Here is a 21206-nt window from a genome sequence, read left to right as displayed (position 1 = left end):
CCGATAATGAGCCATTCGCACAGTTTAAGGGATGAACATGAAAAAGATTGAAGCCATTATCAAGCCATTCAAACTTGATGATGTACGTGAAGCACTTGCAGAAGTGGGTATTACGGGTATGACAGTATCTGAAGTGAAAGGCTTTGGACGTCAGAAAGGTCATACTGAGCTATACCGCGGCGCAGAGTACATGGTCGACTTTTTACCTAAAGTGAAATTGGAAATTGTTGTGACCGACGAAGTGGCTGACCAATGTGTTGATACCATTATCGAAACGGCGCAAACAGGCAAAATTGGCGACGGTAAGATCTTCATTACTGACGTTGAACGTGTGGTACGTATTCGTACTGGTGAAGAAGACGAAGACGCCGTATAAAAAAACTATTACCCTAAAAGGAGCGTTTATCGCTCCTTTTTCATCTCTGGTAGGGTGTTGTATGTTTAAGAAAACCATCATTGTTATCACGCTATTGATAACGCTTGCTGTCGTTAGTTTTCATTTAATCTTCGTGATCCCGAATAAACCCAACCTGATCACCTCTTCTCAAAATACCAGCAATGATATCTACAGTTGCTATCAAAATTCTGAGCCGAAAGCAATTGATGTGTCTGATGGCTTAGACATTACGGTGTGGAATATCTACAAGCAAAACCGAAGTAATTGGCAGAGTGAATTAAATAAGCTGTCGGCTGGTAGCGATTTAGTCTTGTTGCAAGAAGCGAGTATGACAGAAGAACTTCGCCAATGGGTAACGAGTGGCCAGTGGGGAAGCACTCGTGTTAATGCGTTTGAAGCCTTTGAGCAAAGTGCTGGTGTACTTAACCTAGCGACGCATTTGCCTATCGAAGCTTGTGCTTATACTCATGAAGAACCTTGGCTTCAATTACCAAAATCCGCGCTTTGGTCGCGTTACCAACTTAGTAACGGCGAACAACTGGCCGTGATTAACATCCATGCTGTGAACTTTACGTTTGGTACGGAAGATTACAAAGCTCAGCTCAAGAGCTTAACTGACAATCTGCAAAAGTATCGTGGGCCTGTTATTTTTGCTGGGGATTTTAATAGTTGGAGTGAAGCCCGCTTTGCTGTCTTGAAAGGTGCATTGGAACAGGTAGGTTTGACGGAAGTAGCCTTTGACCCAGACAACAGAACTCAGTTCATTACAGGACTGGTGCTCGATCATGTGTTCTATCGAGGGCTAGAGGTAGAAAAAGCAAAAGCGCCCATTACGGACGCTTCTGATCATAACCCTATGCGAGTGACTTTTAAGGTTAAATAGGCTAGAGAGTTTTCGCTAGCCTTATATCTTTAACTTAAAAGATTAAAATGTAGAGCGCCCAGATTAGGTAGTAGCCGACCCATGGTAAGCCAGAGATGACCAGTGCCTGACCACGCTCAAACTCAGTCCACGTCAATACTGCGGCATAACCCAACACAATGTACCAAGGCAACAACAGTGGTAATGAGCTAGCAAACTGCGACCAATCATTGGTTAGCGGTAACTTGATTAAGCCGTTTAAGCTATTCAAATCAGCGGCGTAGTTCATCACATGTCCATGCTTGAGTATCAGGCTTGCGTAGCTCGCAATGTCGCCTAAAACTGCAGGGAAGATGATAACGGATGCCGCTGCAAACCATCGCCAAAAGCTATGTTGATGTTGGCTTGGCTTTGTTGCTAGGTTAAACCAGAATGCCAACAAAACGATGGTTAGCGTTCGGCTAAATACGTCGTTGATGATTTCACTTGCGAGTAGGGTGTTGCTGTCAAGTAACGCCAATTGGTCAGGGTTAGTTTGAGCCAATTGCTGTGATAGCTCTGCACTTAACCATGCAAAATCGACATTCGAAAAATAAGCACCCCAAAACAAAAATGGGCTGAGCATTAATACGACGTAGGGTTGCCATCCCCAAGCACTTCGCTGATAAAGCGCTAAGAAACACGCTGTCGGTGAACGGAATATATCCAACAGCATGACGAGTGGGTTACTTGACGGGTTCATACACTTACCTTAGTTACATCAACATACAGCTTGAGTTTTTGTCCTGGCTGTAGGTATTTCTTGTTCTGCAAAGCGTTCCATTTTACAACATCTGTACTTTTTACTTTGAACTTTGATGCAATACCGCTGACTGTGTCACCAGATCTTACGTTATAGAAGATCGTGCGGATGATGGCGCCGTCTGAACCATTCTTCCAAATGACCAGTTCTTGACCAACTCTCAGCGTGTCGCGTGGTCCCATACCGTTCCACTTAGCCAGTGATTGGTGAGATACCTTATTTGCGCGTGCAATCGTCCATAGGCTGTCACCACTTTTTACTGTATGGCTGAGCTTATATTGACCACGACTCTTCGACTGTGTGCTTGCTAGGCGGTTTGAAGCGCTTAGTGCGTATGTCTTGTCGTCTTTAGTTGATGTTGGGATTAGCAGGTGCTGTCCAATACGAATATTGTTGTTGCTCAAACCGTTTGCAGAGCGAATCACTTTACTGGTGGTGTTGTATTTGCTTGCTAGCACGCTAATGCTGTCACCAGATTGAACTTTGTAACGTACCAACTTCATGCCTTTGCCTTTATTGGCTGCGACTTCTTTGTTGAATTTTTCAACTGAGTCTGGAGGAAGTAATAGCTGTTGGTGTTTCTCTGGTGCCGTTGCCCACTGGTTGTAAGCAGGGTTGTAGCCTTGCAGCTCTTTAACTGGAATGCCTGCGTAGTTCGCAGCAATCGCTAAATCAAGCTGTTCTTCAGGGTTAACCAGAGTCAGCACTGGCTTGTTCGGGATCGCAGGGATATCGATGCCATACTTTTCTTGATTGGCAATGACATCAGCTAGAGCAAGCAGTTTAGGTACATAGCTGCTGGTCTCTTTTGGTAAATCGAGAGAGAAGAAGTCGATTGGTTTACCCAACTTCTTGTTCTTACGGATTGCGCTGTTCACTCGACCACCGCCACTGTTATAGGCAGCAATCGCATGGTTCCAGTCGCCATCGAAACGTCGGTTAAGGTCTGATAAGAAATCCAATGCGGCGTCGGTAGAGGCGGCAACATCACGGCGGCCGTCATACCAAAAGTTCTGTTCAAGCCCGTAGTCTTTGCCTGTGCCTGAAATGAATTGCCATAGACCTGCAGCACTGCCATGAGAATAGGCAAACGCATCGAAAGAACTTTCTACAACGGGCAATAGGGCCAGCTCTAGTGGTAAGCCTTTTTCTTCAATCTTAGTGGTGATCAGATACAGGAAAGGTTCAGCACGCTTTGATACGGTTTTTAGATGACTCGGGTGCTTGAGGTACCAAGTTCGGTAGTAGTCGACCTTCTTTTGGTCTGGTACTTCCATTTCAAGTTGCATCGCAATGCGTTTCCAAACATCTTGTTGTGTTTGTGGAGTTACGACAGGTGCTTCAACTTTTTGATCTTCTTTGGCTGTGGCTTCTGATGAAACGTTCGCTTGAGAAACTTCTTTAGTAGGAGATGTGTTGGTTTGCTCGGAAGCTTGGTCTGGATTCTCTGACTGAGTTAATTGGCAACCAGAAAGTAGTAATACCAAAGCCCAGCTGTACTTAACTCGCATGTTACAGCCTTTTTAATTAACGGCCGATGATAATACTTGCCACCCCCTATGAGTGACAAGTCTGTATTTGTTAAAATTCGTTCTTCCACGCACGTAAAGCGGTGAATACCGATAAAGGGTCGGTCTGCTCGGTGCGATTAGACACTGATTTCACTACACTTGGCTCGGTATAGCGTAAGAAGGGGTTCACAAACTTCTCTTGTCTCAAATTTGTGGGGATGGTCGACTTATTTTGCGCGCGAAGTCGGTTCACTTGGTCGCGATATTGCTGCAAATGTTGGTTGTCAGGTTCAACCGCTAATGCGAAAGCGATGTTTGCGGCAGTGTATTCATGCGCACAATAAACTTCGGTTTCTTGAGGTAGCGCCGTGATCTTATTCAGTGCATCGAACATCTGTTGTGGTGTGCCTTCCATGATTCGGCCGCAACCCGCAGAGAACAGCACATCACCACAAAACAGTTTCGCATCACCTACATAACCAATATGACCCGCGGTGTGGCCACTGAGCCCTAGGACGAGGAATACTTCGTCAAACAGTTCTAATTGGTCACCATCATCGACTGGGTGAGTTAAGGTGGGGATTGGTTCATTCCTTGGACCCACGACATCCACGCCGGGAAATTGTCTAACTAGTTCTGGAACGCCACCAATGTGATCGTGGTGGTGGTGTGTAATCAAGATTGCATCTAAAGTTAGCTCATGGTGTGCTAAGTACTCTAATACTGGAGCCGCATCACCAGGGTCGACGACAGCACAACGGCGATCGCTATTTTCAATCAGCCAGATGTAATTGTCGTTAAATGCAGGTATGCTTTTGATATGTAACATTATTGGTTCTCCAGTCACTTTTAGTGCGACAGAATAAGTGAGACAGATTATTGATGAAGCCAGCACGTAGCAGAAAGAAGTTTGAACGTCCTTATACTTGGGCGCAATTGCACAATGGGGACTGGTTGAGAGAATCTATTCAAACTCGACTCGATGAGTGGTGCCCAAAGCTATTTGGTTACCATATGCTCAAGCTCGGTGGCCTCAGTAGTGAGATTTCTAGCTGCACATGCAACATTCAACATCAAGTAAACCTAGATATCCAGAACCCATTACATAATGTGATAGCGGATGGCTATAATTTGCCCTTTTTGGAGAAAAGCTTTGATGTTGTGGTGTTGAGTCATCAGTTAGATTATAGCAATGACCCACATCGCTTATTGAGAGAAGTTGATCGAGTCATGATGGACGATGGCTATATCATTATCACTGGCTTTAACCCGATTAGTGTCACTGGGCTTGCCAGTTTGATGCCTTGGCGAAAGAACAGTTTGCCTTGGAGTGGGCGCATGTACACGCCTAACCGAATAAAAGACTGGTTAGGGGTACTTAATTATGAAGTGATTCATTGTGACACCTACGCGCTGTTTCCGATGAGTAAGTATCAAGCGATGTGGACGTGGTTGGAGAACAGCTTAGGTGGATGTGCATCCTTCGCCGGAAGCCAATACTTTATTGTTGCACGTAAACGTACTTACCCGCTAAAACCTATCAAGCCACATTGGCACCTTAAGCGACGTTTCTCACCTGTTGGAGCAAGTTTTAGAACAAATACGCGTCGTACAATGGATTCAGCCAAAGCATCATATCCGCTAAAAACAGAAAAAGCCGACTAGTTGTCGGCTTTTTATCTACTAGTTCGGTTAAGAAACTATCAATTAATTTAAGGCGTTATCAATCAGTTTCAGGAACAATAAATCATTTTCTGAAATGTACGTCTAATTCAAAAAGACGATTAACTTGGCTGATAGCCCGTATCTTCTTTAGTCGGATTTTCCGCTGCGTTTCTTGCTAAATCATCACACATTTCGTTTTCTCTGTGTCCTGCGTGTCCTTTTACCCAGCGCCAATCAACGCTATGACGAGCGGTTTCTTTATCAAGCCTTTGCCACAGATCGGCATTTTTAACCGGTTTCTTGTCGGCTGTTTTCCAGTCACGCTTTTTCCAGTTGTGAATCCACTGTGTGATGCCTTGACGCACGTATTGGCTATCTGTGGTCAGAATCACAGAACAAGGCTCTTTGAGGGCTTGGAGAGCAACGACAGCGGCGAGCATTTCCATACGGTTATTGGTTGTTAGCGTGAAACCTTCTGCTAGCGTCTTCTCGACTTTTTTGTAGCGAAGTACGATGCCATAGCCGCCAGGACCAGGGTTGCCTAAACAAGAACCATCAGTGAAAATTTCAACTTGTTTCGTCATGATTTGATACTATTACCTCAAGCACATTATCGGCATAGTCTGACACAGTTATCCTTATGAATACCAGTAGCACTCCAGAACAAAGCACGAACGAAAAAAACAGTTCGAACGAAAATAAGCGCATTGTTGTACTCGATACCGAAACCACCGGTATGAATACAGAAGGTGGCCCTCATTACATGGGTCACCGCATCGTTGAAATTGGTGCAGTAGAGATCATCAACCGTAGGTTGACCGGGCGTCATTTTCACGTCTACATAAAACCTGATCGTGCGATTCAAGAAGAGGCGATTGGCGTTCACGGTATTACCGATGAGTTCTTGATTGATAAGCCTGAATATCAAGACATACATAAAGAGTTTCTCGACTTTATAAAAGGTGCAGAGCTGGTGGCTCATAACGCGCCCTTCGATACCGGCTTTATGGACTATGAGTTTGAGAAGCTTAATCCAGCGATAGGTAAAACGGATGACTACTGTAAAGTTACCGATACCTTGGCGATGGCGAAGAAGATATTCCCAGGTAAAAGAAACAACCTAGATATCTTATGTGACCGTTATGGTATTGATAACTCGCACCGTACTCTCCACGGCGCATTACTCGATGCGGAGATCCTAGCCGACGTCTACTTATTGATGACGGGTGGCCAAACTTCGCTGCAATTTAACGCTGGTCAACAGGAAGGCGAAGCCGAAAGCATACGAAGAGTAGAAAGTGGTCGAAAATCCCTAAAGGTTTTACGAGCTACGGCCGATGAAGTAGAAGCGCATCAAAGTCGTTTAGATCTCGTCGAGAAAAGCGGAAGCTGCCTCTGGCGTCAGTAGGGAGAGAGTATGTTAAGGGTATTGGCTACCGGTTGTTTATTGCTGTTAAGCTTTAGCTTGCATGCGGCAACAGAATCCGTAATGAGTTTATTGGACAACCGTTTTCGAGTTGATTCCAGTATTGAACAAGTCACCTTTGTGATTTATCGAGCCGATAACTCTAAACCTGTCGTTTTGGTTCGTCCTGATGGCAAGAAATACTACTCTTGGCGCAATGCTGATAATGTCCGTTGGTACGAAGAGTCGTCCATGGACATTATATCTATCGACAATCCGATGCCTGGCCCTTGGCAAGCGATAGGTAAAGTTTCCCCTAAGAACAACATCAAGCTCCTGTCTCATCTTGTTTTGGATGCTAATGAGTTTCCCGACAAGTTGTATCAGACTGAGCGCATTAAATTTACCGCCCGTCTCACCTCTGATGGCAAGCCGCTTGTGCTGCGTGATTTTCTCGATCGCGTGAAGCTTAAGGTTACCTTTACTAAGTTTGTTGAAAACGAAGAGTCTTTAGTGAGAGAAGCTCGCCCGGTTCCGGTTGTGATGGGCGAGTTTGCTGATGATGGTGTTGATCTTGATGAAAAAGCGGGAGACGGCGTATTCACAGTATCCTTACCAATTGATATCGAGCCCGGTAAATACCGAGCGCGAATTACCTCTGGTAATGGTGTGTTCCTGCGAGCGCAAGAGCAAGAAGTCTTGGTTTACCCAACACCGCTCACTACCACCTTTATTCAGTCTCGAAAAGAGGGTTTACCTCATACTATTGTGGTGTCTGGTGAACAGGGGATGATCGCACCGAGCTCTTTGGCGGTTCATGTTGAGCACAAGGCTCCTGATGAATATGTTATGTACAAGCAGGGGCAAGCAGAAGTCGACGCAATGAAAGTCGCTTTAGAGCTGCCTTATAATGGCGATTTAGGGATTTATAATTGGTCAGGGATGGTTTATGCCACTGATGCTTCAAGTCAGCGCCCGCTTATCTTTCCAATTACTGAGCAGTCGTACAGCGTTGTTGAAGATATCGACTTAGCAGAGTCACGACGCCTTCAAGAAGAAGCACTTGCTGAACAGAAGCGTATCGCAACAGAGTTGATGATCCTTCAAAAACGTGAAGATGACAGACAGCGCAGTATGATCATTATTGCGGTGGGTAATGTGGTCGCTATTCTATTGGGCTTATTGATTTGGTTTGTGGTTCGTAAGGTCAAGGCGAAGAAAAAAGCGTTACCTGAGATGCAGCTTAAAGCGCCTAAGTAACTCGCTTAGATGATTAGGTTGTCTGGAGAGAATAAGCCGCCAGAGATAAAGCATTAGAATTTTTGACAACGATGTCATGAACAAAAAAACGGGACTCATAGGAGTCCCGTTTTTGTTTCTATTTTTGACCTTAAGCGACGTTATCAATCGATTGGTCTGGGTACTGAGACTTTGCTGCAAGCTCCTCTGGTGAGAAGTCATCAACGTTAATCGTGTACAGTCTGTGTTCCTCAGCGCTAATCAGAAGATTTGCTTCGTCTTGCGTTAAGATACCTTTTTCAAGTCCCAACTGAGCAACAAGATCAAGTCGTAAGAAGGCACGTTTTTGATGCGTCTCTTTGCAGACTTTGTCGAACAGAGGTTCAGCTTGAAGAATCACTTCTAGCGCTTTTTCAATCTTACCTACTGGGTTGTATTCCGTTGCTTCTAGGTATTGGCCACGACCGATACGAGAGCGTGTTTCACTTGGTGTTTGTAGAATGTGCGCGACTTTGCTATCCAGCTTGTCGTTTGGTGCACGACGGATACGGCCAAATGGCATTAGCACAACACGAAGCAGACGACCAATCACAGGGTTAGGGAAGTTCGCTAAGAACTCATCAATCGCCACTTCAGTTTGGCGTAAGCTATCTTGCATACCCCAATGTACTAACGGTAGATCTTCAGCGTGGCTGCCTTCGCTTTCAAAGCGTTTCAGCGTTGCTGAGCCGAGGTAAAGTTGACTCAGGATGTCCCCCAATCTTGCTGATAAACGTTCTCTACGCTTCAGTGAGCCACCTAGAACTGCCATTGAGATATCAGACAGTAGCGCTAGGTTTGCACTGTAGCGGTTTAGCTGTTGGTAGTAACGTTGTGTCTGTTTATCGGTTTTATTTGAAGGTGTTGGCGCATCTGAACCACGGCCATCGGTTAAACCAAACCACAAGCTGCGGACTAGGTTACTCATAGTAAAGCTAACGTGTCCTGCTAACGCCGAATCAAACTTATCTAGAGCATCACTGCTTTCAGAATAAGCCGCTTCCATTTCGTTAAGTACGTAAGGGTGACAGCGAATCGCACCTTGACCATAGATGATCATTGAACGAGTCAGGATGTTTGCGCCTTCAACCGTAATCGCGATAGGCGAACCTTGGTAGCCACGAGCTAGGAAGTTCGATGGACCTAAGCAAATACCTTTACCGCCAACAATATCCATAGCATCGATGATGCTGCGCTGACCACGGTGTGTACAGTGGTACTTAACGATTGCTGAGATAACCGAAGGTTTTTCGCCAAGATCGATACCTGCAACGGTTAGATTACTTGCCGCATCCATCACATAAGCGTTACCCGCTAGGCGTGCAAGTGGCTCTTCAACCCCTTCCATGCGGCCAATCGGTTGTTTGAATTGACGACGAATACGAGCATAAGCGCCCGTTGCTAATGCAGCAGACTTAATACCACCCGTTGAGTTTGAAGGCAGTGTGATACCACGACCAACCGACAGACACTCAACTAACATACGCCAGCCTTGACCAGCCATTTTTTGGCCACCAATGATGAAATCGATTGGTACGAAAATATCGTCGCCTTGGGTTGGGCCATTTTGGAAAGGTACGTTTAGTGGGAAGTGGCGGTTGCCAATCTCTACGCCTTTTAAATCCGTTGGGATAAGCGCACAAGTGATGCCTAGATCTTTTTGATCGCCAAGCAGACCATCAGGGTCACGCAGTTTAAAAGCCAAGCCCAATACCGTCGCGACAGGTGCTAGGGTGATGTAACGCTTGTTCCAAGTTAGGCGCATGCCCAATACTTCTTCACCTTGCCATTCGCCTTTACATACCACACCGTAATCTGGGATTGAACCTGCATCAGAACCAGCTTCTGGGCTTGTTAGGGCAAAACAAGGGATCTCTTTACCTTCCGCTAGGCGCGGCAGGTAATGATTTCTTTGTTCTTCTGTACCGTAGTGTTGTAATAGCTCACCAGGGCCTAATGAGTTAGGTACGCCAACCGTTGATGACAATACGCTAGAAACGCCCGTAAGCTTCTGTAGAACGAGAGATTGAGCGTAAGCCGAGAATTCTAAACCGCCGTATTTTTTCTTGATGATCATGGCGAAGAACTTATGGTCTTTCAGGTATTGCCAAACTTCTGGCGGCAAATCTGCAAGCTCATGGGTGACTTGGTAATCATTGACCATTTCACACACCGTGTTTACCGGGCCGTCTAGGAACGCTTGTTCTGCGCCAGACAGTTTTGGATCAGCGATGTTTTGTAGCTTTTTCCATTCAGGCTTGCCTTTGAACAACTCTGCTTCCCACCAAACGGTGCCGGCTTCCAGTGCTTCTTTTTCTGTTTGAGACATTGCCGGTAGTACTTTCTTAAATACAGAAAGCGCTTTTTGGCTGATGAGAGTTTGACGAATGGCTGGCACAGCAAAGATCGCAACGGCTAACAAGTAACAAAGCCAACCAGTGACTGCCACGCCGCCGAACAGTGTTAATGCTACCATTGCGCCAGTTAATACAACTAATGCACGTACCAGACTAACTCTATGGTAAAGACAGACGCCTAAGATGGCGGTCATGCCGAGTAGGGAGAGCAATATGTTCATGATCGATTTCCTTTTCAGAGATCACTTATTGTTATTAAGTTTTAGGTGAGAGGTCTAACCAGTTAAGTGTAAACAAAATATTAAATATTTGTAAAACTCCAAAGTGAATAAAAAGTGATCTCAATAGAGTTAAAGTTCTAATTGTGAGAGGTTGGTGGCGAATATTTGGACGGATCGGCAGTGAGACTCTAATTAAGGTGGCAATCTTTGGGCTTAAGTGTCGACACTATTTCATGTTTGTGGGTAAACTCAGGTAAAAGAGGGAAAAACCCTCAGCTCTCATTTCACGTACCTTAAGTTGCGTAAAAAAATATAAGAGATAAGCCTTATGTACCAAGACCTAATCAAAAGTGAATTGAACGAAGCTGCTGACGTTCTTAACAAGTTCTTGAGTGATGACCATAACATCGCTCAAATTGAAGCGGCTGCAAAACTGATAGCTGACTCATTCAAGCAGGAAGGCAAAGTGCTTTCTTGTGGTAACGGTGGTTCACACTGTGATGCAATGCACTTCGCGGAAGAGCTTACTGGCCGATATCGTGAAAACCGCCCAGGTTACGCTGGCATTGCGATTTCAGACCCAAGCCACCTGTCTTGCGTGAGTAATGATTTTGGCTACGACCACGTATTTTCTCGTTATGTAGAAGCGGTAGGCCGTAAAGGTGATGTGTTGTTTGGTCTGTCGACTTCAGGTAACTCTGCCAATATTTTAAAAGCGATTGAAGCCGCTCAAGCTAAAGGCATGAAGACGATTGCATTGACGGGCAAAGATGGCGGCAAAATGGCGGGTTGTGCCGATATCGAGATCCGAGTGCCACACTTTGGTTACGCAGATCGCATCCAAGAGATTCACATTAAGATCATCCACATTGTGATTCAGCTTGTCGAAAAAGAGATGGAAGAATAGTTTTACAGACATTTGGAGCCCAGGTTTGTGGCTCCATTGGTTTTAATAGGGAGTAGATTAAACCATGTGTGAATTGCTCGGTATGAGCGCGAATGTGCCAACTGATATTTGTTTTAGCTTTACTGGTCTTATGCAGCGTGGAGGCAATACTGGCCCGCACCGCGATGGCTGGGGTATTACCTTCTATGAGGGAAAGGGTTTTCGTACATTTAAAGATCCTAACCCTAGCTGTGAATCTAAGATCGCTGAGTTGGTTCAAAACTACCCAATTAAAAGCCAAGCCGTTGTCAGTCATATCCGTCAAGCCAACCGTGGTGGCGTTAATCTAGAAAACACACACCCTTTTACCCGTGAGCTTTGGGGGCGATATTGGACCTTTGCTCATAATGGTCAATTGTCAGATTATGATGATCTGGTGAGTGGTCGTTTCAGACCGGTCGGCGAGACAGACAGTGAGCTCTCTTTCTGTTGGCTATTGAAACAACTTGAAGAGCGCTTTCCTGAACCGCCTCAAGACATGGAAGGTATGTTTCGTTTCGTGGCTGAGTGTTGTGACAAGCTACGCGAGAAAGGCGTTTTCAACATGTTATTGAGCGATGGTGAGTATGTGATGACATACTGTACTAACCATTTGTACTGGATAACCAGACGCGCGCCTTTTGGTAATGCGAGTCTGATTGATGAAGATGTTGAGATTAACTTTCAAGAAGAGACCACGCCTAATGATGTGGTTACGGTAGTGGCGACTCAGCCTCTAACTGACAATGAAGAGTGGTTTAGAATGAAGCCGGGCGAATACGCACTGTTTCATTTTGGTGAGCTGATTGGGAACAACCATCAAGCATTGGAAGATGTCGCTTATGCGCCGAAGAAGGTGGTAAGCCAAGCACCGACTGAGCCATTGAGTTAAGTAATCCGAATAGCTTTATTTTGAAACGCATAAAAGAAAGGCCGCTTACTGTACTAATGAATCAGTAAGCGGCCTTTTTGTTTTTATTTGGTTTAGTTTTAACGAATTACTCTTCTGCGTAACCGTGCTTGCCTAATACTTTACCGTCTAAGACCGCTTGCCCATTTAGCATTGATAAACGATCTTCCGAGAACCATTTGCAGACCATAGGGTAAATGCAGTGTTCTTGAGTAAGCACTCGGCTTGCCAGCATGTCAGCATCATCATCTTCAAATACAGGAACCTTAGCCTGTAAGATCACAGGGCCACCATCAAGTTCTTCGGTAACAAAGTGGACGCTAGTACCGTGTTCTTTGTCTTGCGCATCAATAGCACGCTGGTGGGTGTGTAGACCTGGATATTTAGGTAACAGGGAAGGGTGGATGTTGACCATTTTACCCGCATAGTGACGAACAAACTCTGAACTTAGGATACGCATGTATCCTGCTAGTACGATTAAATCGGGTTGGTAGGCATCGATCTGAATCATCAATTCATGGTCAAACTTTTCACGTGAACCAAAGTCTTTTGGATTCACTGAATGTGCGTCAACACCTGCGGCTTTCGCTCGTTCTAATCCAAAAGCCTCTGCTTTGTTCGAGAAGACCGCCTTAACTGAAGCATCAATCATATTGCTATCACAGGCATCCAAAATTGCCTGTAAATTACTTCCGCTTCCTGAAACTAACACAACGATGTTTTTCTTAGAGTGACTGGTTTTATTTGAGTGATTGTTTTTCATAGAGTGGGTCATACGATTGATTAACGGGACTGTTTACAATGTACCCACATAAACTAAGGTTTTCTGCGGGCTAAATAGCAAAATGAGGACCATTAGGTCCTCATTGATTAACTAAGTAAGTGCGCGTATCACTTATTTGATTTCAACTTGCTCTTCGCCAGCTTCAGCGTTTGCGATCTCACCGATAACCCAAGCGTTTTCGCCTTCAGTTTTCAGTAGTTCAACAGCAGCGTCTGCTTGATCTTTAGGTAGAGCAACAACTAGGCCTACACCACAGTTGAAAGTGCGGTACATTTCAAATGTCTCCACGTTACCTTTCTCTTGTAGCCAGTTGAAGATAGCAGGCCATTCCCAGCTCTTGCCATCAATGACTGCTTTAGTACCTTCAGGAAGTACGCGTGGGATGTTTTCCCAGAAACCACCACCTGTGATGTGCGAGATAGCATGAATGTCATGCTCTGCAATCATCTTAAGTGCCGATTTGATGTAAATCTTAGTGGGTTCTAGTAGGTGCTCACCGATAGTGCGACCTTCTAGCTCTTCACTCTTATCAGCACCAGAAACTTCTAGAACTTTACGAATTAAAGAGTAACCGTTTGAGTGTGGACCACTTGAGCCAACAGCGATAAGTGCGTCACCTGCTGCTACTTTAGTACCGTCGATGATGTCAGCTTTCTCTACTACACCAACACAGAAGCCAGCTACGTCGTAGTCGTCGCCTTCGTACATGCCTGGCATTTCAGCCGTTTCACCGCCGATTAGTGCACAACCAGCTTGAACACAACCTTCAGCGATACCAGAAACAACGTCTGCTGCTGTATCTACATCTAGCTTACCTGTTGCGTAGTAGTCTAGGAAGAATAGCGGCTCACCACCTTGAACGATTAGGTCGTTCACACACATTGCCACTAGATCGATACCAATGGTGTCGTGTTTTTTCAGATCCAAAGCAAGGCGAAGTTTAGTACCAACACCATCAGTACCTGAAACAAGTACTGGCTCTTTGTATTTCGTTGGAAGTTCACATAGGGCGCCAAAGCCACCAATACCGCCCATTACTTCAGGGCGACGAGTGCGTTTAACAGCACCTTTAATACGGTCTACTAGTGCATTACCTGCGTCGATATCAACACCAGCGTCTTTGTAGCTTAGAGAAGAAGTATTACCACTCACGGGATAGTCCTCGAACTTAAGTTGGATGTGAAAACGGCGCTATTCTAACAGGGCTTGATTACCAAGAGCAAACGTTTGCGCGGTTTTTTTTATTAGAATAAAGATTCTGAAATAACCACAAAGTTCGTGTATAATCTACAGGTTTGTTTAAATATTGCCGGAGTTGGAAATGAAAGTTGTTGAAGTGAAACACCCGCTAGTAAAACATAAAATTGGCCTGATGCGTGAAGGTGAGATTAGCACTAAGCGTTTTCGTGAGCTAGCGACAGAAGTGGGTAGCCTTCTAACATACGAAGCGACATCAGACTTTGAAACTGAGCGCGTAACGATTAACGGTTGGAACGGTCCAGTTGAAGTTGACCAAATTAAAGGTAAAAAAGTAACTGTAGTGCCAATCCTACGTGCTGGTCTAGGCATGATGGACGGCGTTCTTGAGCACATCCCAAGTGCACGTATCAGTGTTGTTGGTATCTACCGTGACGAAGAAACGCTTGAGCCAGTACCATACTTCAACAAGCTTGCATCTAACATCGACGAGCGTATTGCTCTAGTCGTAGATCCAATGCTTGCGACAGGTGGTTCTATGATCGCGACTATCGACCTGATGAAAGAGAAAGGTTGTAAGCACTTTAAGATTCTTGTGCTTGTTGCTGCTCCTGAAGGTATCGCTGCTCTAGAAAAAGCGCACCCAGACGTTGAGCTTTACACTGCTGCAATCGATGAGAAGCTAAATGACAAGGGCTACATTGTTCCTGGTCTTGGCGATGCTGGTGATAAGATCTTCGGTACTAAGTAATTCGGTTTCAGCTTAAGTGACTCTAAACCGTTTCTTAACTCGCTGAATTAGCCGTATTAATAAAAAGGGAGAGCATTCAATGCTCTCCCTTTTTTGATCTTGTTGGTTTGTGATTCTTTTGAATCTACGGTTACCTATTCATTAATCGATTTGAGCTTTATCTACCACAGTGTTGTCACCTAGCTCATCTGGAAGTACTAAGTTAAGTAGAATCGCGACGATACCGCATAAGCTTACGCCTTGTAGGCTAAAGTCGCCGATGCCAAATGCCATGCCGCCAATACCGAAGACTAACGTAATGCCCACAATCACAAGGTTACGTGATTTGTGTAGATCGACTTTGTTCTGAATTAGAGTATTCAAGCCTACGGTTGCGATAGAACCAAATAGTAGAATCATGATGCCGCCCATCACAGGAACCGGAATTGTTTGGAGTAGTGCGCCTAGCTTGCCAACCAATGCAAGAACAATGGCTGTTACCGCAGCCCAAGTCATGATCACCGGGTTGAATGCTTTAGTCAGCATTACCGCGCCTGTTACTTCACTATAGGTTGTGTTTGGTGGAGCGCCCAGCATCGATGCAGCAATCGTTGCCACGCCGTCGCCTGTGATTGTGCGGTGCAGGCCTGGCTTCTTAAGGTAGTCTTTACCCGTCACGTTGGAAATCGCAAGCATGTCACCTACGTGCTCAACGGCTGGTGCAATCGCGACAAACACCATGAAGAAGATAGCGTTGATGTTGAATTCAGGCATAGTGAAGTTTGGCAGTGCCAACCACGACGCTTGTGCAACAGGTGCGAAGTCGACTGCGCCATAAACCAGGCTTGTTATGTATCCCGCAACAATACCACCGAAGATTGGTAGTAGCTTAAGGAAGCCTTTAGAGAACACACTGATGACAATTGTCACTAACAGTGAAATCGAAGAGATCCACAGTGCTGCGTCTGCATCAACAAGTTGAACTGCGCCATCACCTGTTTTACCTAGCGCCATGTTTACCGCCACAGGCGCAAGGCCTAGACCGATAACCATGATTACAGGGCCAACAACGACTGGTGGGAGCAGTTTATGGATAAAGCCAACGCCACGAACTTTAATTAACGCGCCCATTAGTACATACACAACACCTGCCGCCATTAGGCCGCCCATGGTTGCACCGACACCCCAAGTTTGAATACCAAACATGATAGGCGCGATGAATGCAAAAGAAGATGCTAAGAAGATTGGCACTGAACGGCGTGTAATAAGTTGGAATAAAAGGGTACCGATACCTGCGCCAAAGAGTGCAACGTTGGGGTCAAGTCCTGTTAGTAGCGGCACGAGTACAAGCGCACCAAATGCTACAAACAGCATTTGCGCACCTTGCAGAGCATTTTTCATGTTATGTCCTTAAAATGGTCGTTATATGAAAAGCGAAAAATAAAATTCGCGGGATTCTATCACTTAGCAATCGATTGCCACACCAAATAGATCAAATTTATTTATCTTAATGATGTTTTATATCCATCTAAGCCCTAGAAATTCAGTTTATAAGTGAGCGATTTATCATGGCCAGGTGATATTTTGTGGTTATTAAACACAGTGGGCTCTATCGACCTTGCCCCTCAATCCATAGTTGCTTATCATCTAGGCACAAGATTTGAATATTAGGATCAGTATGCGCTACAAAGCATTGTTGTTGATGGGACTATTAGCCTCTCCGAGTTATGCCTTAACTCAAGTAGATATTTTTAGTGCTGAAGTTGCGATTAACGCTGAAGACAAACAGCCAGAACAAGTGGCAAGAAATACAGGTATGGAGCAGGTATTGATACGTGCGACCGGCCAAACTGATGTCGCTTCGAATGAGACGATTCAAAAGGCGATGCGCAAGAGTTCGCAGTACATGTCTCAAATGAGTTTTGGTGAAAGCAATGACCACTCAACATTGCGTATGCGTTTTAACGGTGCTCAAATCCGTTCGCTATTGACTCAAGCACAGTTACCGTACTGGCCTGACACGCGTTCGAACATCCTTGTTTGGCTGGTGGAAGAGGACAACTACGACAAGAATATCGTGTGGGAACACTCTAACTCGCAGTTAGCTGCAGGTTTACAAGCGAACGCAAAAGAGCGCGGTTTGCCTCTAACGCTGCCTGTGGGTGACTTTGACGATATTACGGGTATTGCGACTTCTGATTTGTGGGGCAGCTTTGTTACGCCAATCAGTAAAGCGAGTCAGCGTTACCCTGTTGATGCTGTATTGGTGATCAAGGCTCAATCTTCAGGTCTACGTTGGACTCTATACGATCAAAAGCCAAGTCAATTGACGAGCGCACCAACATCGCCTGTAAGTGGTTCTTTATCAGGTAACAGTGCCACGACTTCTAAGAAGTTAGTCGACCAAATCAGTAACTACTACGCAGGAAAAAGTGCTGTGACGGTAGCGAGTGAGTCATCAGAATCGATTTTAACGCAGTTTATTAGCCTGAATAATGCTCAAGACTTCTTTCAGTTGGAAAACGCACTTAAGCGTCTCAACTCGGTGGCAAGCCTAGATATTCTGAAGATTCAGAACAACGAAGTAACTTTCCGAATTCACTTATTGTCGACTCAACAAGAGTTTGAGCAAGAAGTTGCAAGTATTCGCCAAGTTGCGAAGGTTGAAGAATCTTACATTGAGCCTGAAGTGAGCCCTGAATTTGAAACTCAAGACAACACCATGTCTGTAGGCGATGATTCAACAGACGCTGCTGAAGTCGTTGGTGACGAAACTGACTCAGGCGTACAAGTGATTAATGGCAATGAGGTATCTGAGGATACTGAGCTAACGAACACGCCTGACGCAACGCTAGAGGAATCTAACACAGCTGATACTGCGCCTGTACATGCTAAGCCAAGCTTGGTCTACGAGTGGGTTCGCTCATAATTGTCTGCTGACATGACTGATTAAAATGAAACATTAAAAAGCCCTGCAAGAGCAATCCTGCAGGGCTTTTTGTTTATCTAGTGTCTGTGTTCAAGAGCAACGTATCAATATTATTGCTCGAATTTCGCTTTTTCTTTCTTTTCTACTTCCGAAAGGCGCTTCAACTTGATGCCTAACTCTTTAGCCCTAAAGCGAGTAAATAAGATATTGCCCGCGAAACCAAGAGTCGTCAGAAGCAGTTCTACAGCCGCTAACAAGCGTTCACCATCATCTACATACAAAATAGTTAATGCGTGTAGGAAATAGAGCATCAGGACGAAATTCGCCCAAGCGTGCGTATAAGGCTTACCGGCTAAAATGCCTGGTAATGGCAGTAACAGCGGTATTGCCCAAGCAATTGCCAGTGTTACGTTACTGAGGTGAGGGTGCGGTGAAAGTGTCATTTGCCAAGCTACCACCCAGAATAAAAGCAACAAGTTGCCCGCTAAAGCAAGGTAGCGAAATAGCTTGGTTTTGGGAGACATCGCCTTCTCTGACATGTATATCATTGAGAGATTCCTTTCTGATTCATAGCAATGCGCGCGAGGCGTTTACCTAGGTTCTGCGCCAACTCAATTTCTTCTTTGCTTAATGAAGCACTTTCGCCTGTGCTGCTTGCACCATAAGGCGTACCACCGGTTTGAGTGGTGTGCAGCGCAGGTTCTGAGTAGGGGATGCCCACGACTAACATGCCATGATGCAGCAGAGGCAACATCATGCTTTGTTGTGTCGTCTCTTGACCACCATGCAGTGATGAAGAAGAAGTGAATACACAAGCTGGCTTATCGATGAGATCGCCATTGATCCACAGTGACGTCGTGCTATCCCAAAAGTGCTTCATCGGCCCGGCCATGTTACCAAACCAAACCGGACTGCCTAGCGCTAAACCATCACAAGAGCGTAACTCTTGTAATGTTGCAATAGGGTCGGTTGGTTGATGACGCGAATCAGGCTGCTCTTCTACGGTATACACGTCGTTCACTGTTCTCAGCATAGCTTCACACTCAGGGATGGACTCCACCCCTCGTGCAATCTGTCTTGCTAAAGCTTGTGTGTTGCCGTGGCGACTATAATAAAGAACAAGAATGTTAATGCTCATATCGGATTACAGAATCTCTAATACTTGCTCTGGTGGACGACCAATCTTTGCTTTGTTGTTCGCAACAACCACAGGGCGCTCGAACAGTTTTGGATTTGTTGCCATTGCTGAGAAAAGATCTTCATCAGTTACTGATGCATCATCCAAGTTTGCTTCTTTGTAGTCCGCTTCTTTGGTACGCATCATGTCGCGAACACTGTCAAAACCCAGTTGAGTGAAAAGCACTTTTAGCTGCTCGACAGTTAAAGGCGTGTCTAGGTACTTGATAACTTCAGGTTGTACACCGTTTGTTTCAAGCAATTCGAGAGTTTGACGGCTCTTTGAGCAACGTGGATTATGATAAATCACGACAGACATGGTTCTTCCTCATTATTATTTTTGATTTAATTGTTTAGCTGAAGCCACCAGAGGCGACTTCTTTTTTGTGTAACGTTGAGCTTTCTTTTTATTCTTGCAACGAGCGGTTACCAGTAAACATATTATTGTAGCGACAAGAAGCGCTCTCGTTGAATCATTAGTTGATCAATTCGAGCGTCGTAGCGTGCTTGTTTTAGGCTGCCTAGTTCTGCGATTTGGCTCGCCTGCGTGTAGTACTGAATCGCTTTGTTCCAGTTGGCTTGTAGTGCCAAAATTTCTGCACGAGCAGCCAGTTCTTCGTCGCTATTACCAAGGCTCGTATTTACTTTTGAAAGTAGGTGCCAGCCATTGGTGTCATTCGGGTTATCGTGCGTGTAACGCTGCAATACGCGAACTGCTTCTTGTAGATTTTCATTTTCAATTAGTGCATTGGCGTAGTTGATGGTCAGAACTGGGTTGTTTGGCTGACGAACCAGTGCCGACTTAAGTTCTTTAATCGCAATCTCAGGCTGTTTCTTCTCGATGTGCAGATCGGAAATAGCATCTAGATAAAACAGGTTGGTCGGGTCGCTGTTAATCAGTTTGTTCAGAATTGGCTCTGCTTTGTCTAATTTTTTAGAATCTAGGTAAACCAGCGCTTGCCCATACTCTAACGATGGAACCAAGGCTTTAGGGGCTTTCTTCAGCTGACGCTCAAACCAATCAAGAGCAGCATCGTTATTAATGCCAGCATAGCGCGCAACAATGCGGGCTCTTGCAAGATGGTAGTCCAAAGACGGAGCCAGTTTCAGTGGCGGGTAACTACGAGCACGAGCACGTGAATCTGTAATTCGGTCTTCTGGTAATGGGTGAGTCAGTAGCATTGGAGGTGGTGTGCTCGCATAGCGGTATTCATCGGCTAAGCGGCCAAAGAAGCGTGGCATTGCATTCACATCAAAGCCAGCTTTCGCAAGCGTGTTGATACCAAAGCGGTCAGCTTCTTTTTCATTACTACGTGTGTAGTTGATCTGGCTTTGCATATTACCCGCTGTCGTTGCCGTTAGGGCTGCAATGCCCGCTTCAGGAGCTGCAATCGCCAGTAATACAGAAGCCGCAAGTGCAGCAATGGTTGCTGGAGAACGGCGAGCTTGATCTTCCATGCTACGTGCTAAGTGACGTTGGGTAACGTGCGCGATTTCGTGCGCTAATACTGAAGCCAATTCACTTTCAGATTGTGCATGCAGGAATAGACCTGAATGCAAAGCAACATAGCCACCAAAGAAAGCAAAGGCGTTGATGTTGCGGTCACGGATCATAAAGAACTGGAAAGGCGTCTTTACATCATTTGCGTTAGCGACCAGACGATGACCAAGCGTATCAATATATAAGTTTAAAACTGGGTCGTTTACGATAGGCTGGCTGCTTCTGATGATACGCATGTAGGCATCACCATAGATAAGCTCTTGGTCGATAGAGAGTGTGCCGCCAGCAGCGGTACCGATATCGGGTAGCTCCAAACTATTGGTATTCGCCAACGTTGGGGTGCTTAATGTAGCTGCGATGCATAAGCAAGCAATTGAGCGAGCGCGTTTAAACATATTAGTCAGTAATACTCCGTTTCTTCTGACAGTAAGACAAGTGCAATGCAAATTGGTTCTTTATCTGATTTAACCTTTGCCAAGTGCGTGCGCTATCATGAAGGAAGATGAATGATGGCGCGTTTTCAAAAACAGATTACAATACGACCCTTATAATAAGC

Annotated in this window: 21 protein-coding genes; 9 read left to right on the top strand and 12 right to left on the bottom strand. The window is 45.2% G+C overall.

The genetic code is table 11. The features are described from left to right. Positions 1-37: 37 nt before the first annotated feature. Together glnB and ACED45_RS00180 are read left to right on the top strand one after the other, a co-directional pair. Complete coding sequence (gene glnB, locus ACED45_RS00185; protein ID WP_004738609.1) at positions 38-376, top strand: nitrogen regulatory protein P-II; 339 nt, start codon at positions 38-40, stop codon at positions 374-376. A gap of 61 nt (positions 377-437) precedes the next feature. Continuing rightward, a complete protein-coding gene (locus ACED45_RS00180; RefSeq protein WP_048661229.1) occupies positions 438-1280 on the top strand; it encodes an endonuclease/exonuclease/phosphatase family protein in 843 nt (280 codons plus the stop codon). Positions 1281-1314: 34 nt separating this feature from the next. Here ACED45_RS00180 and ACED45_RS00175 read toward each other — a convergent pair whose 3' ends face one another. The 3 genes from ACED45_RS00175 to gloB all read right to left on the bottom strand — a co-directional run bounded on the left by ACED45_RS00175 (position 1315) and on the right by gloB (position 4401). Continuing rightward, positions 1315-2001 carry a YIP1 family protein gene (locus ACED45_RS00175; RefSeq protein WP_048661230.1) on the bottom strand — a complete coding sequence of 229 codons (687 nt, stop codon included), beginning with the start codon at positions 1999-2001 and terminating at the stop codon, positions 1315-1317. Continuing rightward, positions 1998-3572: a LysM peptidoglycan-binding domain-containing protein gene (locus ACED45_RS00170; RefSeq protein WP_371713088.1), complete on the bottom strand. Its 1575-nt coding sequence runs from the start codon at positions 3570-3572 to the stop codon at positions 1998-2000. Before ACED45_RS00170 ends, ACED45_RS00175 begins: the two co-directional genes overlap by 4 nt. A 70-nt stretch (positions 3573-3642) precedes the next feature. Continuing rightward, positions 3643-4401, bottom strand: a complete 759-nt coding sequence (gloB, locus tag ACED45_RS00165; RefSeq protein ID WP_048664593.1) for a hydroxyacylglutathione hydrolase — start codon at positions 4399-4401, stop codon at positions 3643-3645. Between the two features lie 53 nt (positions 4402-4454). On the opposite strand from gloB, the gene ACED45_RS00160 reads away from it, so the two are divergent. Then, the gene (locus ACED45_RS00160) at positions 4455-5237 is read left to right on the top strand and encodes a class I SAM-dependent methyltransferase (RefSeq protein ID WP_048661233.1); all 783 of its coding nucleotides are present in this window, start codon (positions 4455-4457) and stop codon (positions 5235-5237) included. A 119-nt stretch (positions 5238-5356) separates the two neighbouring features. Here ACED45_RS00160 and rnhA read toward each other — a convergent pair whose 3' ends face one another. Continuing rightward, positions 5357-5821 (bottom strand): ribonuclease HI, encoded by a 465-nt coding sequence (gene rnhA / locus ACED45_RS00155; RefSeq protein ID WP_048661234.1) that lies wholly within the window; start codon positions 5819-5821, stop codon positions 5357-5359. A gap of 56 nt (positions 5822-5877) precedes the next feature. Between rnhA and dnaQ the strand changes: the two genes are divergently transcribed. After that, the gene (gene dnaQ / locus ACED45_RS00150) at positions 5878-6645 is read left to right on the top strand and encodes a DNA polymerase III subunit epsilon (RefSeq protein ID WP_017060722.1); all 768 of its coding nucleotides are present in this window, start codon (positions 5878-5880) and stop codon (positions 6643-6645) included. Between the two features lie 9 nt (positions 6646-6654). Beyond that, complete coding sequence (locus tag ACED45_RS00145; RefSeq protein WP_017066581.1) at positions 6655-7902, top strand: TIGR03503 family protein; 1248 nt, start codon at positions 6655-6657, stop codon at positions 7900-7902. A gap of 130 nt (positions 7903-8032) precedes the next feature. On the opposite strand, the gene fadE is transcribed toward ACED45_RS00145, so the two are convergent. Next, positions 8033-10498 (bottom strand): acyl-CoA dehydrogenase FadE, encoded by a 2466-nt coding sequence (gene fadE / locus ACED45_RS00140; RefSeq protein WP_102432043.1) that lies wholly within the window; start codon positions 10496-10498, stop codon positions 8033-8035. A gap of 328 nt (positions 10499-10826) precedes the next feature. On the opposite strand from fadE, the gene lpcA reads away from it, so the two are divergent. Further along, positions 10827-11405, top strand: a complete 579-nt coding sequence (lpcA, locus tag ACED45_RS00135) for a D-sedoheptulose 7-phosphate isomerase (protein ID WP_371713087.1) — start codon at positions 10827-10829, stop codon at positions 11403-11405. Between the two features lie 64 nt (positions 11406-11469). After that, a complete protein-coding gene (locus tag ACED45_RS00130; protein WP_057622306.1) occupies positions 11470-12315 on the top strand; it encodes a class II glutamine amidotransferase in 846 nt (281 codons plus the stop codon). Positions 12316-12421: 106 nt separating this feature from the next. Here the strand turns inward: ACED45_RS00130 and purN are convergent, their stop codons facing one another. Beyond that, on the bottom strand, positions 12422-13096 hold the full coding sequence (gene purN / locus ACED45_RS00125; protein WP_371713086.1) for a phosphoribosylglycinamide formyltransferase: 675 nt from the start codon (positions 13094-13096) through the stop codon (positions 12422-12424). Positions 13097-13228: 132 nt separating this feature from the next. Beyond that, complete coding sequence (gene purM, locus ACED45_RS00120) at positions 13229-14269, bottom strand: phosphoribosylformylglycinamidine cyclo-ligase (RefSeq protein WP_102464690.1); 1041 nt, start codon at positions 14267-14269, stop codon at positions 13229-13231. 169 nt (positions 14270-14438) lie between these two features. Between purM and upp the strand changes: the two genes are divergently transcribed. After that, positions 14439-15065 carry a uracil phosphoribosyltransferase gene (gene upp, locus ACED45_RS00115; RefSeq protein WP_017060716.1) on the top strand — a complete coding sequence of 209 codons (627 nt, stop codon included), beginning with the start codon at positions 14439-14441 and terminating at the stop codon, positions 15063-15065. 141 nt (positions 15066-15206) lie between these two features. On the opposite strand, the gene ACED45_RS00110 is transcribed toward upp, so the two are convergent. Further along, positions 15207-16445, bottom strand: coding sequence for a uracil-xanthine permease family protein (locus tag ACED45_RS00110; protein ID WP_371713085.1), 1239 nt, complete (start codon positions 16443-16445; stop codon positions 15207-15209). A 277-nt stretch (positions 16446-16722) separates the two neighbouring features. Here ACED45_RS00110 and ACED45_RS00105 point away from each other — a divergent pair, with 277 nt between their 5' ends. After that, positions 16723-17973: a DUF2066 domain-containing protein gene (locus tag ACED45_RS00105; protein WP_371713084.1), complete on the top strand. Its 1251-nt coding sequence runs from the start codon at positions 16723-16725 to the stop codon at positions 17971-17973. Positions 17974-18083: 110 nt separating this feature from the next. Here ACED45_RS00105 and ACED45_RS00100 read toward each other — a convergent pair whose 3' ends face one another. The 4 genes from ACED45_RS00100 to ACED45_RS00085 form a co-directional block, all read right to left on the bottom strand. Next, positions 18084-18521 (bottom strand): DUF2069 domain-containing protein, encoded by a 438-nt coding sequence (locus ACED45_RS00100; protein WP_057622309.1) that lies wholly within the window; start codon positions 18519-18521, stop codon positions 18084-18086. Continuing rightward, positions 18518-19111: an NAD(P)H:quinone oxidoreductase gene (gene wrbA, locus ACED45_RS00095; RefSeq protein ID WP_048661240.1), complete on the bottom strand. Its 594-nt coding sequence runs from the start codon at positions 19109-19111 to the stop codon at positions 18518-18520. The genes ACED45_RS00100 and wrbA overlap by 4 nt, the downstream gene beginning before the upstream one ends. 6 nt (positions 19112-19117) lie before the next feature. Beyond that, on the bottom strand, positions 19118-19468 hold the full coding sequence (gene arsC / locus ACED45_RS00090) for an arsenate reductase (glutaredoxin) (RefSeq protein WP_048661241.1): 351 nt from the start codon (positions 19466-19468) through the stop codon (positions 19118-19120). 122 nt (positions 19469-19590) lie between these two features. Then, the gene (locus tag ACED45_RS00085) at positions 19591-21045 is read right to left on the bottom strand and encodes a tetratricopeptide repeat protein (RefSeq protein WP_057622310.1); all 1455 of its coding nucleotides are present in this window, start codon (positions 21043-21045) and stop codon (positions 19591-19593) included. Positions 21046-21206 lie beyond the last annotated feature (161 nt).

This window comes from Vibrio crassostreae (genome assembly GCF_041439375.1).
GTDB lineage: Bacteria > Pseudomonadota > Gammaproteobacteria > Enterobacterales > Vibrionaceae > Vibrio > Vibrio crassostreae_D.
This window is presented reverse-complemented; position numbering and strand designations above follow the sequence as displayed.